Below are 20,005 nucleotides of genomic sequence, written 5' to 3'. Positions count from 1 at the left end.
CTGACTACCAAATTGCGCGGATAATTGCATTTTTAAAGAGCTTCTTCCCTTTTTTTGGTGGAATGAGTGAAACCACTCGTTTAATATGAAGCATTTTGTAACATCATCTGGTATCGTAGGCTTTCTTTCTTAATTTTAGTACAGATAGCAAAAGTAAGTTCCCCACATTATTCACGATTAGACAATCTCTTTCGTATTAGGTCTACTTAATCTTATCAACTTATTTAACGTCTTTATCATGGTGTTGGCTTCACTAATCTGAGTTGTGTGGTTCATTAGGTTCAATATGCCTCCTCGTAGTTTTCTGACTCGAACCATTACTCTCTCTGCTAGAGAACGTTTACATTATATTAACCGGCTTTATTTTTTTAATAAAGTTATTAAATTGAAACAAATTATTAACAATTGTCTTGACCACATTATTGATGAGTACTATTGTAGCGTACATGTGTGCACTAAATTTTTAATATTTAAAATGAAATTAAATCAAAAAGAAAAACCACCAATTATTTGGCTAAATGCTTCGGTATTTGTCATTACATTTGCTGTCGCAGTTATCGGAACACCTACCTGGGCTTGGTATCATGGATTCGACTGGGCACAAATTGGCATGCTAGTGTTTGGATTCACCTTTAGTGGATTATCTATTACTGCTGGTTACCATAGACTCTGGTCTCATAAGACCTATGAAGCTCACCCTGTTCTCAAATTTATTTTAGTGCTTGGTGGTGCTTATGCACTGCAAAATAGTGTACTGCACTGGTCTGCAGACCATCGTGCTCATCACCGTCATGTAGATAACAATGCCCTCGATCCTTACTCAGCTGGACGTGGTTTCTGGTTCTCACACATTGGTTGGATGTTGCGTGAATATCAAAAACACTGTCACTCTGACTACAATAACTGCCGAGATCTTCAAAAAGATAAAATTGTAATGTGGCAGCATAAATATTATCTGCCTCTTGTATTGCTGATGAATATCGGTGTTCCTATTGTCTTCAGCCTTGTCCATGGAGATTTGTGGGGTGCAATCATTTTGATTGGTTTTGCTCGCTTAGTATTGAATCACCACACTACTTTCTTCATTAACTCGCTAGCACATATTTGGGGCACACGTCCTTACACCAAGAGTAATTCTGCACGTGATAACGGCTTCCTTGCATTTTTGACTTTTGGTGAAGGTTACCATAATTTTCACCACATATTCGAAAATGACTATCGTAATGGTATTTATTGGTGGCAGTTCGATCCAACAAAGTGGCTAATTAGATTAGGTAGTTGGCTGGGGCTTACTAAAAAATTGCGCGTTACACCAGAAAATCGTATTGAAAAAGTGCGAGCAACAATGTTGTTGAAAAGTATTCAAACGCATTTACGCGCTAATCCCAATACAACACACCGTATACAACTGTTGGAACAGGAATACCAAGCTTTGGTGACTCGTATGAGTGATTACTACGAAGCAAAGAAACGTTTAATCAATTTAAAAAAACAAAATTTACTTAAAAAATATGACAGAGCTATTCTTCTTCAACAACTACAAATCCTGAAGTCAGAATTCCACCAGCAAAAGCGTAATTGGCATAACCTTACGGCCAGCTATGCATAATAGTTAACGATAGGTAAGGAACAACGATTAAAAGGCAGTTTACGCTTAATGATGATCATTTTAAGTGCTTAAACCGTGGACAGAGTCACATTAATATGCATACTTTGGATTAACTGTTTGATCATCAATCTTCAGTAAATCGCTTTGTGACTGATATGCCAAAATAAAATTTATTTTAGGCCCAACAGCAGTAGCTACAGCCTGAGCAAATGTTTTAGATGTCCAAAAACTAATTTCATCTGTTACTGCTGTAAGATGAGAAGTTCTTTCTTCGCTATGTCGTCTTGCCTCCTAGATTAGTTCTGTAATAAATATTTTGGTGACGGTTTTAACTACAGAATCGTCTAGGCTTCCTTATGTATATACAACTGCTCCTTCTTTAAGTGCTTTTTCAAAGCTAAACCCACTGCTTTTTGGAGTAAAGACTTTCTACATTGGACCAGCGTGCTAGTTCAGCGTGAATCCTATTAGCCTTAATTTCTTCCATAATATTTTTAGTTTTTTTGAAAGTTTTTTCAAGTTCTTTATGTTCTTGAAATTTGTAATAGTCCGTTCTTGGATTTTTAGTAAATTCATGTTTAAACGCAGCTTCGATACGAGTAAGATAATTTCGCTCGTAACCGCCTACACAAGGTGTCCATTTTCCTATTTCTTCGTTATAAAGCATTACATAGTAAAATTTACGCTTAGATTTGATATAAGCCTGATACATGATATGTAGTGCAAATTTATTTTTTTTTGGATCTATTAAAACAAGCAATTTTTTCTACGAATTGCTTGATCCATTATTGCACTCATGATTACACCGTTACCATATTGCGTTAGGCCTATGACCTGCATATTGCTTCGTACCATGGATTGGCTTCTCATTTTCATTTAACCCAACAAGTGCATAGTTTTTTATAATGTTTTTGGAATAAAAAATTTTTTATTTTGAACCTGCGAACTTCTTCTCTTATATCTGTCGGTATTGCTTTTGTTTGTTTATTGTTTTAAACGCCGAAGCATGGCAGACCAAATAGATAAAGTATTGTACATAAATCTTAGCAGCCAGCCTGAAGTTACTGCACAAAATATAACGGACTAATTTTTTGCTAAATTTATAAATCAGCTTAACCAAACTTATTGACGATCTGTTAACTGATTCTGCATTGTCATATCGTAAAGATGCAACATGACAAATGCCAGAATAAAAAAGATCTGCACCAAGCCATAAAATTATTCTCCTTATCCATACAAATGAAATTTGATGGAATGATTGTTCATGATAGGTACTTAAAGGGGACATGCCTATGAGACATCCAATAAAAATCATGCTAGACTAAAACTGGCTACCAATAATCATTACTCCACTCTATCAACGTATAGTTAACTTGACCGAACCAGTTGAGCACAGAATACGCTGAAAAAAGTTTAGAAATTATTTTTGTTCCGAATTAAAATAGCTACTACATCGTTTTTGCGATTGGAAGCAAGAATCTACTGAATCCTTGATTCAAGTTTTAATCTAGACAATATAAAAAATTTAAAAAAATATTTTGTTTTCGTCCATACGCCTGTATACAATTGCTTCGTGGCTACTCTACTCAATAATGAAACAATAAAGTAGTTTGAATCCGTTGGTCGCAAACGACAATTGTAATGGGTCGCGTAATGTAAGTCTGTTGCAGATAAATTCTTTTTGGTTTCCTGAATTAGCGGTTTGACATAAACTCTTACTGATGAGGACGAGGATATAAGGCGTAAAACACGAAGAGGAATTAATCTGGTATTACTTGATTCTTGACATAAGTCTTTAAAGTTTCAATTGTTGAACTGCCAGTAGTGTAAGTAAAGTATGAACGTGACTACAAAACAGAACCTTTATTCTGTTTTGAAAAGTGCTTGTTTTGCAGTCGCAACATGCGCGATGAAATGAATTTTAAATTATTTACTCTTAAACTGATTGATAACTTGAAAAAGTATGAAATAAGTAAATGAAATATGTATTGGCTATTCAGCAAATATTGGTATTGTTCAATTGGAATAATTAAAAAGCAGAAATCCACCGAGAGGTGGGTTTTTGGTGTACCTTCGAACTATTGTAGCTTTAGTCTTCTAACCATAGAAAAACTAAGTTACTTCCGTATAGGTAAGCCTTTCACTAATATTAAACTTATACCGAGTTTAATATGCACTGATTTTCAAAAAAATTAAGTGTACATTTAGTGGCTTTAGTGTTTCGGGTGGTCACGGTTTACAGGTGAGCATTAAGGACAAATAGAGCAATCAAATACAGTTCGACGGTTGTTAGCTGTTAGTATATTGCACCATACCTGTCATTTGCCTTCACCGTAGACTTTGAGTTTTGTAGCATTAATGGCTAAGTGCTGGATGATTCCTGCAATTTTCGTCTTGAACGCGGCGTTCACTGTTTTTGTGCGCTTGCTAATGCATGATATAGTGAAGGTATGGCAATGGCTGCTGAGTAAATTTCAAAACAGAATTAGTGAATCCTTGCAAACCTCTCAATGACATTAAAAATACTCGTTCAGCCATGAGAGTCGGTGTAATGGCTAAGTAGTTAAATACACGAGATCTTCCGTGACTATCTCGCTTAGTTTAATTCCATAGCTGAATGGCTTTTCGTCAATCGAAAATGTTAGACAGGGCTAGATATGTCTAACACGAAGATAATCGTTTAATGGTTTATTATGTTGGGACTTCTTACCTGAACTCACATTACAAAGCTTTTAATTGAATAGCAGCTATTCATAGTTCTTTATATTCAGGTCGGTATAATATGGTGTAAATTTTTTTCCAACCGTAGAAGTGTACTGTTCATGAACCAAAATATTTTAACCTTTATTAAAGGAATAGCAATGGGAGCGGCGGATGTTATTCCTGGCGTGTCAGGCGGTACCATCGCCTTTATAACGGGTATTTACGAACCTCTGTTAAAAAACATTAGCCGCGTTAACCCGTCGCTATTTTTAAAATGGCGCCAAGAAGGCTTCGTGGCAGTCTGGAAACACGTTCATGGAATATTCCTTACTTCACTGCTGATGGGTATTCTTACTGCTATCTTCACTTTAGCAAAAGCGGTCTCTTATGCTCTCACAGAACACCCAATCATCATCTGGTCCTTTTTCTTTGGCTTAATCGTTGCTTCTGCACTTCACATGCTCAGGCAAGTAGACCACTGGTCAGTTAAGAATATTGCTTTCACTATAGCCGGATTTTTTTGCGCCTACGGTATTACCACCATCAGTCCAATCACACTTGAATTCAATATGCTAACCGTTTTTATTTCTGGCTCTATTGCTATTTGTGCTATGATTCTCCCTGGTATTTCTGGGAGTTCTGTTTTGCTGCTATTAGGCATGTATGCACCCGTACTCGACGCAGTGAAATCGCTGAATATTCCAATTCTTACCTTATTTGCACTAGGTTGTTTAGTCGGTATCCTGTCTTTTTCTCACGGATTATTATGGCTATTAAATAATGTTCGAAGCTCTACGCTCACCTTTCTTACTGGCCTACTCATTGGCGCGCTAGTAAAAGTCTGGCCTTGGAAAGCAGCAATTAGTTCCCATGTAAATTCCTCAGGAGATTCAATATCATTTGTTGAAAAAGTATTGTCACCAAGTGCGTTTGAAACCATCACTGGTCATTCTTCACAATTAGTTATTGCTATTTTAATGATGATTATAGGTTTTGGATTAGTGCTCGGTTTAGAAATTGCATCCAAAAAACTGGCTAGCCGATAAGCTTTAGTTCCCTTATGTAGAAAACAAAACCACACTTACTCTGAAATATTATGATGAAGCTCTCTTAATACTTGGCCTGTTATAGGTCTAATACTACGCCAGACAGTAAAACTTTCCGCCGCTTGACTAATTAACATTCCCAATCCATCAATAACGCGAGAAGCACCTTGTGCCAACGCCCATTGATTACTGCTAGTAACGCCTGGACCATAGACCATGTCATATACAATGCTGTTGTTACTGATAGCAGAAGCAGGTATGTTTGGGTATTCACCAAACAGGCTTGCTGACGTTGAGTTAATTATGATATCAAACTCAGCGTTATGCAGTGAATGAAATGTTGCTGCAGATACTCTCCCGCATCCAGAAAACAACGATACTAAAGATTTAGCTTTACTAACGGTACGATTAGCAATAACCAATGTTTCTGGAATGTGCATAAGTAAAGGAAGAATAACACCGCGAGCTGCGCCTCCAGCACCAAGTAGCAGCACCTTAGCGTCTTTCAACTGAACATGATGGTTTAGCAAATCTTGAACGAGTCCTTCGCCATCAGTGTTATCACCGAGAATACCTCTTTCATCAAGGTTCTTGAGCGTATTAACTGCGCCAGCAAGACGAGCCCGCTCTGTAAGCATTGTCGCCATGCCGTAAGCATCTTCTTTAAAGGGTACAGTAACATTGCACCCTCGACCGCCGTTGGCAAAGAAGGCCGTAATTGCTTTGTTAAAATTCTCAACCGGTGCTTGTAGCACCTCATACGTCATGGCTTGCCCAGTTTGATGTGCAAATAAGGTGTGTATCAAAGGAGACTTACTTTGTGATATAGGGTTGCCGATAATGACATACTTATCCATTTATGTAATGAACCTCTCTTCTTCTATGGCGTTAAATGACTTTTTATAAGTTCAGCTTTCATTGAACTGATTGCCGGCTAAAAAACGTATTTTTATATAGTTAATGGCGGTATAAACATAGAAATCAATTCCGTTTGCCCCCCATTTCGTAATTCAAACAGCGCACCACGATCATACACCAAGTTAAACTCAACATAATGACCACGTCGATAAAGTTGGGATTGACACTCACGTCACTGTATTTTTTGTCTTTCGTTTTTTCACGATAATCACCTTTGTACTCTAATTTGGGTTCAGATAACGAATCCCCACATGGCTCACTATTAGACATACCTAATCTTGTCAGCTTATTTAACGCTTTTGTCATGACATAGGTTTCGTAATCTAAGCATTGTAATTTTTTAAGTTCAATGTCCCTCCCAGTAGTTCTTTGACTCGAACTATTGATGCCTCTGATAGGGAACGTCTATGGTAACCATACTTCGTTTTCAAAAAGTGGCTCCTTTTCTTGGTGGGGTGAGTGGAACCGTTCGTTTAATGTAACAGTTTCGTAGCGTTGTCTAGCGTAGTAAGCATCATCGGCTGATATTTATTAATGTTTCGGCGGGTCTGTTTGAGCAAATTAGATAGAACTTCACTATCAACCGCATTTGATGCACTTAACTCAGCTGCAATGATTGCATGCGTATTTATATCTATCGCTAAATGTAGCTTACGCCAGACTCGCTATTCCTATCAGTGCCATGTTTTTTTATTTTTTTATTCGTAGTCACCGCAGATTTTGAACCCCGTAGAATCGATGGCCAAGTGCTGGATGGTTCTTTAGTTTGCATCTTGAGTGCAACGTTAACTATTTTAGTTCGCTTCTACTCATCCTTAGTGGATGGCATATAATGCTTCCTATAACCATCAATGGTTTATTTCAATAAGGTTAATCGACTTGGCGTATAAGGCATACAGTTCCTGAGTTAACTTACGCATAAACTTATTCACTTTTTCTGTGGATAACCCAGTGAGTGATACCTTGAATTCTTTGTCTTCTACCTGCGTCACTGGGCATTGCAGCAAGATCATGAAGAATTGGTCACAAATCATTCAAATGTACTTACGGACTGGATTGAGATATATATTTTTAATATAAATTGCTTTCTTAATACGAAGCTGTCTCGTGAAATAGTAAACAGAGGCGAATGATGATATGTATGTAATCTTGACATGACCAATGTTTGGCTTATGTATTTAATAAGTTGATTGTGATTTCAAGGTAATATTTATGCTCAAGAATGTATTAATGATTTTGTTACGTATATTAGTTGGTCTCAAATATTCAATCGTTTTTTTATTTAGCCGGTTTAAGTGAATGCTGAGGGTTAAGCTCTCCCTTTTAATGCGTTGCATATAGAGTTTACCAATAAGGTGTTTACTCTCGGGAAGGATATCCTATACATTAAAATAATCTGTCTACCATAATGCAATTTTTAATATTAGTAAACGATTGAAAAATATAATAAATATTTTTTCACGACAATTAAATACGTTATAATTATTTTTTCATTTTGGTTACTATGCATACCAGAACTAGCAAGGTCTTTTTTGCTATTAATGAAAAACTATTACTTATTTCCACTGTGCAGATAATTACTACTTCTGTACATTAAGAGGGAGCATGATTATACAGCTAGGTTCAAATTTTTAAAACACGTGCAATTACTTTTATACTAATGTGTGGTACTCGAGCTGAGTAGAGCAAACCGGCATTGTTCATTGCAATTTCAACTATGTGCTATTTCGTACTTTTAAACAGCACTGGTGTGTTGATAACAATGGCATTTAACATTAACCGCAGCCACAATAACCATTCAATAAAAAATAGCACATTACGCTAAGTTCATTCTATTAAATACACAACCAATGTTTGGAGTACACTTTGACCTCTGTAGAAAAATATGAGGGATTAACCGCAAGGATTGCATTGATAAACGAAGAAGTAAAACGACAGGATGTGGAATTTTACCTTTTTGTTCCTGGAGAACTAAATTTTTCTAATAAAGTGTTAGATGAGGATGAATTTTATAACACCGTTCTTTCCAACAAACGCACCTATTTTACATCTCAACATAATCTTCCTTTGGTTTACTCTCGTCTAGCAAGTAGGGACAAATTACCATCTGATAAATATCGGGTCAGTTTGAGCTTATATGCATATCAGTATGCATTGTCGCTCGAAAAAACCACCCATAAATTTTTTGACACTGTAACAAATGTGGCGGAAAAAGAAGCCGTTGAACAACTTGAGTACATTACAAATATGACAGTTGAAATTTTACGTCGTCTACGTCGTTATGTGCCAAAAAAAGACAGTCTGATTAAATACTATAATAACATTGATAATTATCTTTCTTGGCTAACGGAACAACGCTTTTTGTCTCTTGTTACGCACATGCCGCGAGATGCAGCGTTTAAAACTATTCGTGAACAATTGATTGCGTTTTGTGAATCAGAGGCGACATACCGTATTCAACAAAATTATAATTCTGAAAAAGCACAGGTTGATTCAACTCGTATGGTGAACAAAATGCGTCTTGCTCGCCGGTTAATTGAATACCCAGTTACTATTCGTCAGAATGACATTGTTCTAGGGAAAAATTTGAATAAAATTGCCAAAGGTATAGCGGCAGGATTGGTGATGATCGTTGTAACGGTAACTATCATTCGTATGCGTGATTTACTTGGAGAGATTACTTTGTCCTTCGTGCTCACCATGGCTGGACTTTATGCGATGCGAGAAATTTTTAAAGATGATCTCCGTGATGTGCTTTGGCGTTGGATTCGCCGAGGACGCCCAAAATGGCGAACACTGTTCACAGACCCAACGTCAGGGCAACGCATTGGTAATCAGTTAGCATGGTTAGATTATGTTGCGTTCGACAAAATACCAGAAGATATACGCAAAATGCGAAAGGGTAAGCTGCGTCAGCGTGAAGAATCAGTTGTGCGGATAAAAATGGTCACACAAATGTCGACTACAAAATTTCTTAGTGGTTACGACATGACACGTGAAGTATGGCATATTGATTTTCGTCCATTTTCGCGTTTAATGGCGCGAGGTAAAAAACGTTTTTATGCTTTAACTGATGGGAAAGTAACGCGAGGATCGATTGATAAACGACACCAGTTCAATTTGATTGCTAAGCAAAAAGCTGAAGATGGTACGATAACACTTCAACGCTGGAAAATTACGGTTAATCGTTCAAAGGTAATTGATGTAGAAGAGATATTTACTTAATGATTATTTTAATAGCGTACAATAAGATACTAACGTTTCACGGCTTTGTTTTCTAAATAAGAGACTAAATGAGTAATCTACGTTCTAAACAGTTAAGTTAATTTCAATATTCAGGTCTGTAAAGAAGCTGCGTTACAAAACCATTAACTGGAAATAGTATAATGAAGTTTTAATCAATCGTGACTCACTAACATTTTGAATTAATGAAGAAACTATTCAACTATGGAATCAAACTAAGCAGAGTAATTATTGAAACCTTGTTTATTTAGCTACTTAGCCAGGCTTTGTTTCCTAATGTGAGTTCAGATAGCAAACCTCAACATGATCAACGATCAAATAATTGCTTTCATTTTAGGCATACCTAGCCTGGTTAGTTTGTTTAACGCTTTTATTATGGCGTAAGTCTCACTAATCTGAGTATTGTGATCTCTTAAGCACAATATCACTACCAATAGTTTTTTGACTCGAAACCTTGCCGTCTTTGATAAGAAACGTTTATGATAACCATACCTCATTTTTCAATACTGATTGGAATCGTATAATGTTGGTAACTGACCACTAAATTACGTGGATGCTCTCGCTCCCCAAAAGTTGCTCCTTTTCTTGGTGGTGTGAGTGGAACCGCTCGTTTAATCCTAACAGTTTCGTAGTATTGTCTGGTGGTGTTGTAAGCACCATAGGCTGGTATTTCATTAATTTTTCAACGGTTATGTTTAAGGATGACCTTATAAGAAAAAGATAAGGAGGACAGGAGATAGTAGCCTTAGGCTATGTTGAACATGTTAATACTACTGCATTGACGGACTATCAACGCATTTAAGAGTAGGACGTAAGCACATTTTGTTCAGTGAAGATATTGAATACGTGTGAAATAGATGTTGTCACAAATTTTTTGTGCTTCCGTGAAACTGGTTTCTTCGTCGAGATAAATACCTAACTGAATGTAACTTGTGTGTGAAAATACAAAACAATACAAAGAGGCAAAGTTGTAGTTGTTGGTTTCTTCAAATAAGCGATAATGGTAAAAAATTAATTCATTTTTATCTGTGCTAAAAACATCAAAGGCTTCTGCAGCTTGTGCTTCCACCATCCATTGGTGCGTTTTTTTGTGTTTCATCAGAATTAATTCTCCACACCGAGCACCAAATCATTATGCCGTTTTTCCAGAAAACTAAATTCTCGTCTTCAATGTAGCTTTGAAAAATTGATAGCAGCTGTACAGGCCATTCATCAGTCAACTTATAATGACCTACTCGTTCTGGGTAGTTTTTGATTGTTTGCATGCTTAATTAGATAGACGTATAATGCATTTTTATAAAACTAAATGGAAGAGTAGCATTAATTTTTTCAAATATAGTGAAGTATCTCTTCTTCATCATGCATATTTTTTATTTTTGAACTTTAATTTAAAGTTAAGTATAGAAAGGAAAATTAGTCAAGGTGAGGTATGTATTCAATAGATTGTGATGCAGGTAAAATGTCTTTTTTTCATGATGATAATTATCGTTACTGTTGACGTTAAATATCGGTGTTAATACGGCTTTATTTCTTAATTAGAGTTTAGATAAAAAATTTCAATATGATCAATTCTTAGAAATTATTTTTATTTTAGGCAGACTTAACCCTGTCAGCTTATTTCATGCGTTTGTCATTACGTAAGTTTCATTAATCTGAATATGGTAATCCCTTAGGATCAGTGTTCCTTTGAGTAGTTTTTTTAACTCAAAACCTTGCCGTCTCTGATAGGGAGCGTCTATGATAACCATACCTTGTTTCCAAAAGTTACGTTTTGTTGGTGGCATGAGTGGAACCGCTTGTTTAATACGAGCGATTTCGTAACATTGTCTGGTTCGTACGCATCACGGACTTATATATCATTGATTTTTCCATGGATTTATTTGTATAAGTTAGATAGCATTTCATCGTTAGGCACATTTGATGCATTTAACTCAGTAGCAATGATTTCATGCGTATTTATATCTGCCGCTAAATGTAACTTACGTTAGGCTCCAGTTTCCCATTAGTGCCATGCTTTTTTTTACTGTCCGTGCTATTTTTACCGTAGACTTTTAGCCCGTAGAATCAATGGGTAAGTGCTGTATGCTTTCTTTATTCTTCGTCCTGAACGTGACGTTAACCGTTTTGGTTCGTTTGCTAATGCATACATCATGAGGGTATTACAATGGTGGTCAGGAAAATTTGAAAACATAACTCATGAATTCTTGCAGACCTCTCAATGGCATTGAGAATACTCGTTTAACCATGAGAGCTGTCGTAATGACTACGTTGCTAAATAAATGAAGTTTCCTATGATTACCCCGCTTAGTTTCATTTCAGAACTGAATGACTTCTTCATGAATCCATAATATTAATGAACTTAGTTATTTAGAGTGTGATTGATAATGTAGTTCTCTGGTTTAGGAAACAAAGCCATTTAATATATATTATTCGTTATTTAACCAATGGTTAGCACTTTTTCGGTGTAGTGATTGCAATGTTGGCAAAGGCCTAGTTTACATTGTAAAGAAGTTATGTCGTAAAACTTTAAATTTGGAAAAATGAAGAGGTATGGAATTAGAAAGAATATAATAAATGAATTACTAGGATCTCCCATCCAGTGAGCAAGATCCTCATTGTGAATGAATACGTTCAGCTTTTTGTGATATTTTATTAAAAATACTGTACAATAAATGTTAATTATCTTCTATAGTGATAAGAAATATGAATAGGGGAAAAACAATAAAAAACCTGCAATCTATTGCAGCGCAAACTAAGCAGATGCAGGCTGATCGCATTGAAATCGTGATGGAAGAACGTCATGATCAATTGTTTCCGCCTATGTCAAAAGCACTGATGGAAATACGTTCTGGATTAACTCGCCGTAAATTAGACGAAGCTATCAGCCGTGTGGAAAAAACGGGCCATAAATTCACGAAAAATAATGCAAACCATTATTCCATTAACTTAGAAGAAGCGCACCAAATTATGGGAGCGGCAAAAATACCTGCATTTTATGAGGGTAAAGGTGCAGGGCATAAGCCGTGGGTGATTAACATCCAAAACCAGAAGGGTGGCACGGGAAAATCAATGAGTGCGGTTCATGTCGCTGCATGTTTAGCGCTGAACCTTGAAAAACGATACCGTATTTGTTTAATTGATCTTGATCCTCAAGGTTCTTTGCGTCTTTTCTTAAATCCTCAAATTAGTGTTACTGAGCAAGAGGGTATCTATTCTGCTGTTGACGTAATGCTTAAGAATACACCACAGGACCCTAGTAAAGAGTTCATGATAAAAAATGTACTGTTGCCAACACAGTATCCAAACTTAAAAACAATAGCTGCTTTTCCAGAAGATGCGATGTTCAATGCTGAAGCTTGGCAGAATCTTGCAACCAATGGGTCATTGAATGTTGTTCAGTTGCTGAAAGAGAATGTGATTAATGTGATCGCTGATGAGTTTGATATTGTAATGATTGATACTGGTCCACACATTGACCCGCTCGTTTGGAATGCTATGTATGCATCAAATGTATTAATCATTCCATGTGCAGCAAAACGTTTAGATTGGGCCTCAACTGTTAACTTCTTTCAACATTTGCCAACGGTTTATCAAATGTTCCCAGAAGGTTGGCCTGGTTTAGAATTTGTGCGTCTTTTACCGACAATGTTTGAAGATGACAATAAAAAGCAAGTTTCGGTGCTGACAGAAATGCATTACCTCTTGAGTGATCAGGTTATGATGGCAACAATCCCACGTAGTCGAGCGTTTGAAACCTGTGCCGATACCTACAGCACAGTGTTTGACTTGACTGCTAAGAATTTTGAAGGTGGTAAAAAAACTTTATCCACCGCGCAAGAAGCGGTTCATCGTGTGGGACTGGAGCTTGAACGCACTCTTCACAACCATTGGGCGCACCGTAATCAGGAGTGATACATGGTGATTAAAACCTCCGAATTGAATGCGCGTTTGTTTGGTAAAGCAGATAAACGACGCGTAAAAACAGTACAAGAAGCGCAAAAAGCCGTATCAGATAAAGCAACAGTGATTGCATTGTCCGTGGCTGGTGAAACCACCGTTGAGTTTCAACTTATTCGCATTCCTTCAGCAAATATTGCGTCTCGTACGTCGGTGTTTGTCAAAAATGCTCGAGAGCAGTCATTTCTTAATGAACTGGCACTCTCTGATATTCTCAGCACACTCCAAGATCGGGGTCAACAATATCCAGCGGTGGGACGGTGGCTGGATGACGATAAAATAGAAGTGCTCGATGGTAGTCGTCGACGCATGTCATGTATTTTAGCGAGTCAAGATTTTCTCATTTATGTCGCCAAAGGCATTAATAGCAAGCATGCAACATTTTTGTCTAATGTCGCTAATGCGCATAAACCCTTGTCCTTGTTCGAACGTGGTAAAGAAATGCAGACCATGCTAAATAACGGTGATGTAGTTGACCAAAAAGAACTAGCAAAAGTGTGTATGTGCAGTGAGGCTTTAGTTAGTGGCGCGTTAAAAGCTGCTTCATTACCGCTTCTTATTTTACAAGCCTACCCAAGTGTAGTGGAACTGGGCCGACCAACTATCGTGAAACTACACCGCTTGTTCTTTGCATTGACTGATACAGAACAAGGGCAGTTGTTACAAAAGCTGAGTGAAACACCGCTTTGGAGAACTGTGGATGCTCATGGCGTGAGCCGCATTACACGTGAGGTGACCATCATCATTGAAGAATGGCATGAATTACTAAATCCGTCTGTTAAAAAAAATGCACAAGCCATTGATTTGATCAAAGGTAGAGCAAGTTACCATCGTAAAGGCAATACATTCTTTCTTAAGCTGAAGAAGATGAATGAGGAAGATGCGCAAGTTATCTTAGATTTTATTCATTCTCGTCTTGCTTGACTTATTATGAAATACAGAATCGCACAATTGATCATACTTTAAATGAATTAATTATAACTTAACGGTAATATTCATGTTCAATGAACGTGTCATTTTGTTTCCAAATTCGAGTTCAGATAGTTAATGCCAGCATGATTCATGATTAGACAGTTACTTTCGTTTTAAGCATGCCTAGCTATGATAAAAACACGGCTTATCAGTTCTGGAAACGGTGCCTAAGATACTATGATGTAGACACTCAGCCTAAGACCTTGAACACAGGCAAGCATTCCTCGTATGCTCATGCTATCTCGCGCCTGAAGAAGGAGGGACGGCTACGAGCGGATGTCGAGCAACGGCAAGTGAAGTATCTCAATAATGGTATCGAGTCCGATCACGTCTCCATCAAGAAGCTCGTTGTCAGCTCCGGCGGTTTTAAAATGCGAAAGCGAGCCTAGTCAACCATCGAGGGATTCCAATCACTGCGAATGTTGAACAAAGGCCAGTTTGATTTCTGGTTACGTCATGATGAGGGTAAAACTCTTGTTCGGGAGAGATCCGCCTTCATGAATCGTCTATTCAATGTTGAGGTGATTTATCAGTAATCGTTAAGCCCATTACTGGGTAGATCTGCATCCTATAATTAGTTGCAACAGCCCCGGTTTATGATTGCGAGCAATAACAAGTACAGTGCCATTTAGTCAGCTAAATTTTAGACACAAGCTTATGGGCCAACACTTACACTTTCCTATCCCAAAAAATGACATTTTGAAATGTTAAGGGAATCAAGCTTACTCGATAACTGGCCGTTGCTCAATTTCTTAAACTCAATTATTAACTATTACTTATTAATATTTCTGATATTTTTAATATTTATAACATTTGAAAAATGATTCACATAAACCATAATTCTCTGTTGAATAAAAATAAAATGCATATTAGTGTGGACTTTCCCTAACGACTGAGGATAACTCTCAAAAGGAAAATATTATGGAAAGTGCAAAAAAAATGTTCACCAAGCCAAACGAAGATGATTTTGATTTTAATTGTGTTCCTTGGTAATTAACTACCATCAAAAAGGCTGGCTTATATCCAGCTTTTTTGTTTTATAATAGGAAGTAATCATGGACAGTAGAGGGTATCCATTTTTAATTAATATAGAGACCAAAAGTAAAAAATTAAATGATGATGCAACACTTAAAAAATTATTTAATAAGATACTTGATAATTCTAGTTTTACAGTTGTTGGCTTTCTAGATAAAAAATTTGAAGGAGGTGGAGGAGGTGTATTTCTTCTTTCTGAATCTCATTTGTCCTATCATACTTATCCAGAGAATGGTTATATAAGTATTAACCTATACACTTGCGGAAAAGAGCCTTCCACATCTGATTTTAAAAGTATAAAAAGCATTTGTATCCAATAGAAAACATAAACATTTCAAGAGTTGTACGAGGTTTAAATGGAACTAGAACTAAGACCGTTAAAAAACTAAAATTCAAGTACCAGTTTCCAGTTTATAATTTCTTCTTCCCTAGCCAGATTAATATAGATAATTCGTTGTTATCAGATGTACTATCAAACTCTAATAAATGGATATCAAGTAGAGTGCATACTTTCATTTTCCTTTTTGTGAAACTATATGTTTATTTTGTCCATTCACTAAGGGTTTATATAAGAATCATAGTGACATTGACCGATATGTTTCAGCAATAATAAAAGAAATTGAAATTAAGTCTCATTTAATAAAGCTAAATAAAATTCCTATTGAATCTATATTTTTTGGTGGTGGTACACCGTCGTTGCTTTTACCGGAACAAATTAAAAGAGTTAGTAAAATTATAAAAAAACATTTTGATTTATCCAAGATAAAAGAGTTTTCTATTTGAAATAGAAGTAAAGAGCTTAACTTTAGATAAGGTCCAAGCTATGAAGGAGATAGGAGTAACACACCCTAGGTTTGGACTACAAACATTTAACCAAGAATGGCGAAACAACTTTAATTTAACCGCTTCTATTGAACAGATTAAATCAGCAAGTAAGATTCTCAACGATAATTTTGATTACGTGTCATTTGACATATTGTACGGAATGAATGGCCAATCGATCGAAGAAATGGAAATTGATTTGGAACAAGTAATCTCACTCAATACTTCAAACATTGATATTTATCCAATAGATAATGTCATGACATAAGCAAAATTACATAAATTAATTTCACGAAAAGGTTATCCAATAACAAAAGCTATTGATAAACATAATATGAGACTTTTTGTGGACAGTTACATGAAAAAACATGACTTGATGCCTCATAACGGTCATGGCTATTTCAGAGAAAAGCCTTGTAGTTCTGTTGTATCAGACAGCTATAGTTTTGTTTATCATGAGCATGTTTACAGTTATTCGGATAGAGATCTGATTGGATTTGGTGTTAATGCCGTCTCATCTATAAGAAACCATGTAGTCACTAACACATCAGGCCGTGAAGCCTATATCAAAGCCATTGATAATGAAATAATTCCTTTTTCTATCTCCAAGCACTCCGACATTATGGATATGGTGAAACCTTTACTCCTTAGGCTGCCATATCACGGTGAAGTTGAAAAATGCTTAGCTAACTATGAGTATCTACCACCAGAGTTTACTTCTAAATTTAAATCATTGATTGATTGCGGTTTAATAGAAGAAACACCAGCCAAATACAAATTAACAAAAGAAGTCTGGGATTGGTATACAAATATAATGTACTACTTAATGCCACAATCTGAAAAAAATCATATAAGTAAATTTATTTATAGTGAACTAGATAAACCTGGAAAAAGCATTGTTATGGATGAGTTAGTTTATGAATAATGAATTATTACGACAGGAAAGGGATGATTATATAAATCTCACTACCTCAAATTATACAGTATTTTAGTCAAAAATAAAAAAATCTTAGATATGTTTTGATTATGAACTTTCTCGCGATCTACTAAAGAACAAATCTCTTTGTACTAAATCTAGGCTAGATATACCATTGGAAATGTTTTCGTCTGAAGACGATAAGACTTCCATAAAAAAATTTCAACAAAGAATGTTGTTTAGCTTAATATTTAGAGATGAAGTTAAATCAAATTTCGTTAAGCTTGTAATTTGTAAATACAATAAAAGTGATTTTATTGACCTAATTCCACAATTTAATCCCTCACATGAGATGAAGATTAATTTAGCTGATCACTAACGTGAAATTAATAAAAAATATCTCTATCTATAACACACAAAGACCTTGAGTTAATTATTGATAAAGCGATATTTTGTAGCGATTTTTTCAACGGAAAAAATAAAATCTAAAGTTCATTTTTTAGAAATAGCAAAATCTTTCAATTTCATGTTTGATTTTATATCAAACAATCACTCAATAATTAATGTATTACGCCAGGAACAAACAGAGTTATCACAGATGAATGACCAACTGACGGCTGAGGTGGAGGCGTTAGGTAAAGAGTTAATGGCTATGACTGAAGCCCGGAATGACTCGAAGGCTGAGTGTGCACAGCTTACTGACTCTTTGGCTGCTATACAGAAAGTAAAAGAGAAGATTGAAAGTGAAAAAACTAAAGTGGTTGAACAAGCTGAAGTTGCTAAAGTTAAAATGACGGGATTGTTGGCTTTGAAGGGTGAGTACAAGACACAGATTGATGATCTCAAAGCTCAGCTGACAGATGCCTTATCTTCTGAGAAAAAGCAAGTATTACGAAGTGGTAATAAGAAAACGCAGCCAAAACCAAAACCGGAGGAAAAATAATTTCGAGGCGTTACTTTAAAAGAGAATACCAAGGTAAAGATACAACGGTTTTAATGGGTTATGACAGACCATTAGGCGGTTTCTTCATGGTGATTGAAGACGCTGGCCAGGAGGACGATGAATATATTTACAGTAATCTTTATGAAGAAATTACACACCCTAAAAGTTTGGAACTATATAGAGCGAAGCTTGAACAACTTGGGATAAATGGCTAGGTGACTAACCAGAATGGTCAGCCCATTAGCACTATTCAAGTAATCAGCCTTTCTCATAAGCCAGATAACAAAGGGGAAGGAGTGAAATCTAAAAATGTTTTTCACTATTTACCAACTGGTTCGTTTGCTGCTGCTATTTTGCTATCAGGTATGGATGCCCCAACAGGTGGTCAATTAAAGAGTCAGCCAGTACCTGTTTTGCTTCGAGTAATGGATGCTGGGCAATTACCTAATTATTGGAACAGTGATATAGTTGGCTCTCGAATATGAACTATGCCACTGTTACTAATCCGGGTGTCTACGAGGGGCAGTCTGCGCGGTATGCAACTCTTTGGGAAATGTCTACCAGGGCACCTATTACGCAACCTTTCAATTTCATCAATGCACAAACACTTAAATTTAGCGCTGGATGTGGAGGTATTGATTTCTTTGCAGGGGGGCTTGTCTGCCATCGATGCAAAGCAGTTTGTCGAAAACTTACGTGCAATAGGGTAAAACGCCCAATCATTGGCATTTATGCTTGCGATCCAAATTGTATCACCTCAGCTTTCAGGAGTTATGGAAGATATTAATACCTGGGCGTCAAAGCTGAATTAGATGAATATGGATTCATGCCAGGCTGCTACTACTTTAGTGGGTGGCACGATGGACTTCTTTGGAGCTAAAGAAGGTAACTGTACCGTAAAACAAATGCAAGATTTCGGAGAAGACTGGAGTACAGCAAATTACGCTTGTACAACTGGTGGTTCGATAAAACCAACTGAAGCGTCTGAAAGAGATGCAAACAAAATCGACTTCGTAAAAGGAAACCTTGCTTGGTATGTGTTGATGCAAGACCCTTTTTTCAAATCTGATACTGAGTTTGCTGAGGTGATAATGAACCTTACTGGCACCGTGATTATTTCTGATGCCGGTAGCTCTGATGACGCTGCTAGTAAGATTCAAATCATTAAACCAGCGATTGTTGGAGATGTGCAGAAAGAACAGTTTAAGAATATTTACACCGCATTACTCTTGGGTAATAAGGCAACAAATAACCTTCAAGTTTATCGTTGCAGTGGTGGAACGTCATCGAATCCTAACTCATGCACGGGAATCACTGGATCTCTACAAACAATATCCTCACCCTGGATTTGACTTTATTCTCGTATAGAGACGATGATGGCTAGCATCATTGATAAAATATATACAGACATTTCTCTTTCCAATGAAGAGAAAGGTTTGATCTCTTCAACAAAAATTCCGCTTTACTGTTACCTTGCAATTACAGCAGCATACTTTCCTCGTGGTTCGGACGTTTCGAGATTAACAAATGAGTATACGAAATTGATTACTCAGGATATTTTGTTGCGTTCTCTTATGCAATTATCGAAAAAGTTAAACAACAAAGTGCTGTACTGAAAGGCGGTATGTCTGAAGCTAAGCGAATAAAAGATTTTCGTGAGGATCTTGACAGTGTTCTCTGAGGCTTAAGTGAGTTGCATAAAAAAAAATGAGTTTAATGTTGAGCAGTATTTTACGATGCAACAGAGAATACAGCTTTACGAAAAAGCCTCAATGAGCCGATTGGGTAGCGGTATGATCACCAGTACTATATGGGGACAATAATTCATGTGGAAAAATTTA

20 protein-coding genes and 6 pseudogenes are annotated in these 20,005 nt (G+C 36.5%); 15 read left to right on the top strand and 11 right to left on the bottom strand.

Annotated elements, in window-relative coordinates; all coding sequences use genetic code 11:
• Positions 1-177: 177 nt before the first annotated feature.
• Positions 178-318 carry a hypothetical protein gene (locus BTN50_RS10220; protein ID WP_161492986.1) on the bottom strand — a complete coding sequence of 47 codons (141 nt, stop codon included), beginning with the start codon at positions 316-318 and terminating at the stop codon, positions 178-180.
• 157 nt (positions 319-475) lie between these two features.
• Between BTN50_RS10220 and BTN50_RS07005 the strand changes: the two genes are divergently transcribed.
• The gene (locus BTN50_RS07005) at positions 476-1,609 is read left to right on the top strand and encodes an acyl-CoA desaturase (protein WP_096619640.1); all 1,134 of its coding nucleotides are present in this window, start codon (positions 476-478) and stop codon (positions 1,607-1,609) included.
• A 397-nt stretch (positions 1,610-2,006) separates the two neighbouring features.
• On the opposite strand, the gene BTN50_RS07000 is transcribed toward BTN50_RS07005, so the two are convergent.
• On the bottom strand, positions 2,007-2,369 hold the full coding sequence (locus BTN50_RS07000) for a hypothetical protein (protein WP_096619595.1): 363 nt from the start codon (positions 2,367-2,369) through the stop codon (positions 2,007-2,009).
• 1,561 nt (positions 2,370-3,930) lie between these two features.
• Positions 3,931-4,192, bottom strand: a pseudogene (locus tag BTN50_RS11430) (transposase); the annotation flags it as partial.
• Positions 4,193-4,431: 239 nt separating this feature from the next.
• On the opposite strand from BTN50_RS11430, the gene BTN50_RS06990 reads away from it, so the two are divergent.
• Entirely contained in the window at positions 4,432-5,358 is a 927-nt protein-coding gene (locus BTN50_RS06990) for a DUF368 domain-containing protein (protein WP_096619593.1), read from the top strand.
• A gap of 35 nt (positions 5,359-5,393) precedes the next feature.
• Here the strand turns inward: BTN50_RS06990 and aroE are convergent, their stop codons facing one another.
• The 4 genes and pseudogenes from aroE to BTN50_RS12435 form a co-directional block, all read right to left on the bottom strand.
• Positions 5,394-6,215 carry a shikimate dehydrogenase gene (gene aroE / locus BTN50_RS06985; RefSeq protein WP_096619592.1) on the bottom strand — a complete coding sequence of 274 codons (822 nt, stop codon included), beginning with the start codon at positions 6,213-6,215 and terminating at the stop codon, positions 5,394-5,396.
• 101 nt (positions 6,216-6,316) lie between these two features.
• Positions 6,317-6,448, bottom strand: a pseudogene (locus BTN50_RS12440) (coproporphyrinogen III oxidase); the annotation flags it as partial.
• Between the two features lie 95 nt (positions 6,449-6,543).
• A pseudogene (locus tag BTN50_RS11420) lies at positions 6,544-7,081 on the bottom strand (transposase); the annotation flags it as partial.
• 373 nt (positions 7,082-7,454) lie between these two features.
• Positions 7,455-7,613 (bottom strand): IS1 family transposase, encoded by a 159-nt coding sequence (locus BTN50_RS12435; RefSeq protein WP_096619591.1) that lies wholly within the window; start codon positions 7,611-7,613, stop codon positions 7,455-7,457.
• Between the two features lie 529 nt (positions 7,614-8,142).
• Here BTN50_RS12435 and BTN50_RS06970 point away from each other — a divergent pair.
• Positions 8,143-9,501, top strand: a complete 1,359-nt coding sequence (locus BTN50_RS06970) for a hypothetical protein (protein ID WP_096619590.1) — start codon at positions 8,143-8,145, stop codon at positions 9,499-9,501.
• Positions 9,502-9,833: 332 nt separating this feature from the next.
• On the opposite strand, the pseudogene BTN50_RS11415 reads toward BTN50_RS06970, so the two are convergent.
• The 4 genes and pseudogenes from BTN50_RS11415 to BTN50_RS12425 all read right to left on the bottom strand — a co-directional run.
• Positions 9,834-10,201: pseudogene (locus BTN50_RS11415) on the bottom strand (IS5/IS1182 family transposase); the annotation flags it as partial.
• 144 nt (positions 10,202-10,345) lie between these two features.
• Positions 10,346-10,618 carry a hypothetical protein gene (locus BTN50_RS11410; protein WP_223823290.1) on the bottom strand — a complete coding sequence of 91 codons (273 nt, stop codon included), beginning with the start codon at positions 10,616-10,618 and terminating at the stop codon, positions 10,346-10,348.
• A gap of 520 nt (positions 10,619-11,138) precedes the next feature.
• Positions 11,139-11,303 carry a hypothetical protein gene (locus BTN50_RS12430; protein WP_394336784.1) on the bottom strand — a complete coding sequence of 55 codons (165 nt, stop codon included), beginning with the start codon at positions 11,301-11,303 and terminating at the stop codon, positions 11,139-11,141.
• Positions 11,304-11,690: 387 nt separating this feature from the next.
• Entirely contained in the window at positions 11,691-11,765 is a 75-nt protein-coding gene (locus BTN50_RS12425) for a hypothetical protein (protein WP_394336786.1), read from the bottom strand.
• Between the two features lie 457 nt (positions 11,766-12,222).
• On the opposite strand from BTN50_RS12425, the gene BTN50_RS06955 reads away from it, so the two are divergent.
• The 12 genes and pseudogenes from BTN50_RS06955 to BTN50_RS11820 all read left to right on the top strand — a co-directional run bounded on the left by BTN50_RS06955 (position 12,223) and on the right by BTN50_RS11820 (position 19,987).
• Positions 12,223-13,431 carry a ParA family protein gene (locus BTN50_RS06955; protein WP_096619589.1) on the top strand — a complete coding sequence of 403 codons (1,209 nt, stop codon included), beginning with the start codon at positions 12,223-12,225 and terminating at the stop codon, positions 13,429-13,431.
• Positions 13,432-13,434: 3 nt separating this feature from the next.
• Positions 13,435-14,400 carry a ParB N-terminal domain-containing protein gene (locus BTN50_RS06950; protein WP_096619588.1) on the top strand — a complete coding sequence of 322 codons (966 nt, stop codon included), beginning with the start codon at positions 13,435-13,437 and terminating at the stop codon, positions 14,398-14,400.
• 179 nt (positions 14,401-14,579) lie between these two features.
• A pseudogene (locus BTN50_RS06945) lies at positions 14,580-14,984 on the top strand (DDE-type integrase/transposase/recombinase); the annotation flags it as partial.
• Between the two features lie 519 nt (positions 14,985-15,503).
• On the top strand, positions 15,504-15,803 hold the full coding sequence (gene speD, locus BTN50_RS06940; RefSeq protein WP_096619587.1) for an S-adenosylmethionine decarboxylase: 300 nt from the start codon (positions 15,504-15,506) through the stop codon (positions 15,801-15,803).
• 214 nt (positions 15,804-16,017) lie between these two features.
• A complete protein-coding gene (locus BTN50_RS12420) occupies positions 16,018-16,266 on the top strand; it encodes a hypothetical protein (protein WP_223823297.1) in 249 nt (82 codons plus the stop codon).
• Positions 16,267-16,306: 40 nt separating this feature from the next.
• On the top strand, positions 16,307-16,573 hold the full coding sequence (locus tag BTN50_RS11405) for a radical SAM protein (RefSeq protein ID WP_223823291.1): 267 nt from the start codon (positions 16,307-16,309) through the stop codon (positions 16,571-16,573).
• A 90-nt stretch (positions 16,574-16,663) separates the two neighbouring features.
• Positions 16,664-17,230: a hypothetical protein gene (locus tag BTN50_RS11400; RefSeq protein ID WP_223823292.1), complete on the top strand. Its 567-nt coding sequence runs from the start codon at positions 16,664-16,666 to the stop codon at positions 17,228-17,230.
• Between the two features lie 427 nt (positions 17,231-17,657).
• Entirely contained in the window at positions 17,658-18,164 is a 507-nt protein-coding gene (locus BTN50_RS06925) for a hypothetical protein (protein ID WP_096619585.1), read from the top strand.
• A gap of 215 nt (positions 18,165-18,379) precedes the next feature.
• Positions 18,380-18,649 carry a hypothetical protein gene (locus BTN50_RS06920; protein ID WP_096619584.1) on the top strand — a complete coding sequence of 90 codons (270 nt, stop codon included), beginning with the start codon at positions 18,380-18,382 and terminating at the stop codon, positions 18,647-18,649.
• A complete protein-coding gene (locus BTN50_RS11395) occupies positions 18,646-18,951 on the top strand; it encodes a conjugal transfer protein TraH (protein ID WP_223823293.1) in 306 nt (101 codons plus the stop codon). Before BTN50_RS06920 ends, BTN50_RS11395 begins: the two co-directional genes overlap by 4 nt.
• A pseudogene (locus BTN50_RS11390) lies at positions 18,896-19,780 on the top strand (conjugal transfer protein TraH). The gene BTN50_RS11395 and the pseudogene BTN50_RS11390 overlap by 56 nt, the downstream one beginning before the upstream one ends.
• 72 nt (positions 19,781-19,852) lie before the next feature.
• Entirely contained in the window at positions 19,853-19,987 is a 135-nt protein-coding gene (locus BTN50_RS11820) for a hypothetical protein (RefSeq protein WP_256386990.1), read from the top strand.
• The last annotated feature ends 18 nt before the right edge of the window (positions 19,988-20,005 follow it).

The organism is Candidatus Enterovibrio altilux, assembly GCF_002381345.1.
Classification (GTDB): domain Bacteria; phylum Pseudomonadota; class Gammaproteobacteria; order Enterobacterales; family Vibrionaceae; genus Enterovibrio; species Enterovibrio altilux.
The sequence above is the reverse complement of the archived record's forward strand: the minus strand, read 5'-3'. Positions and strand labels throughout refer to the sequence as shown.

Coding starts and splice junctions, on each gene's coding strand:
- BTN50_RS10220 (WP_161492986.1), bottom strand. CDS start 318: ATGGTTCGAGTCAGAAAACTACGAGGAGGCATATTGAACCTAATGAAC.
- BTN50_RS07005 (WP_096619640.1), top strand. CDS start 476: ATGAAATTAAATCAAAAAGAAAAACCACCAATTATTTGGCTAAATGCT.
- BTN50_RS06990 (WP_096619593.1), top strand. CDS start 4,432: ATGAACCAAAATATTTTAACCTTTATTAAAGGAATAGCAATGGGAGCG.
- aroE (WP_096619592.1), bottom strand. CDS start 6,215: ATGGATAAGTATGTCATTATCGGCAACCCTATATCACAAAGTAAGTCT.
- BTN50_RS12435 (WP_096619591.1), bottom strand. CDS start 7,613: ATGCAACGCATTAAAAGGGAGAGCTTAACCCTCAGCATTCACTTAAAC.
- BTN50_RS11410 (WP_223823290.1), bottom strand. CDS start 10,618: ATGAAACACAAAAAAACGCACCAATGGATGGTGGAAGCACAAGCTGCA.
- BTN50_RS12430 (WP_394336784.1), bottom strand. CDS start 11,303: ATGCCACCAACAAAACGTAACTTTTGGAAACAAGGTATGGTTATCATA.
- BTN50_RS06955 (WP_096619589.1), top strand. CDS start 12,223: ATGAATAGGGGAAAAACAATAAAAAACCTGCAATCTATTGCAGCGCAA.
- BTN50_RS06950 (WP_096619588.1), top strand. CDS start 13,435: ATGGTGATTAAAACCTCCGAATTGAATGCGCGTTTGTTTGGTAAAGCA.
- speD (WP_096619587.1), top strand. CDS start 15,504: ATGGACAGTAGAGGGTATCCATTTTTAATTAATATAGAGACCAAAAGT.
- BTN50_RS11405 (WP_223823291.1), top strand. CDS start 16,307: ATGAAGGAGATAGGAGTAACACACCCTAGGTTTGGACTACAAACATTT.
- BTN50_RS11400 (WP_223823292.1), top strand. CDS start 16,664: ATGAAAAAACATGACTTGATGCCTCATAACGGTCATGGCTATTTCAGA.
- BTN50_RS11395 (WP_223823293.1), top strand. CDS start 18,646: ATGAACTATGCCACTGTTACTAATCCGGGTGTCTACGAGGGGCAGTCT.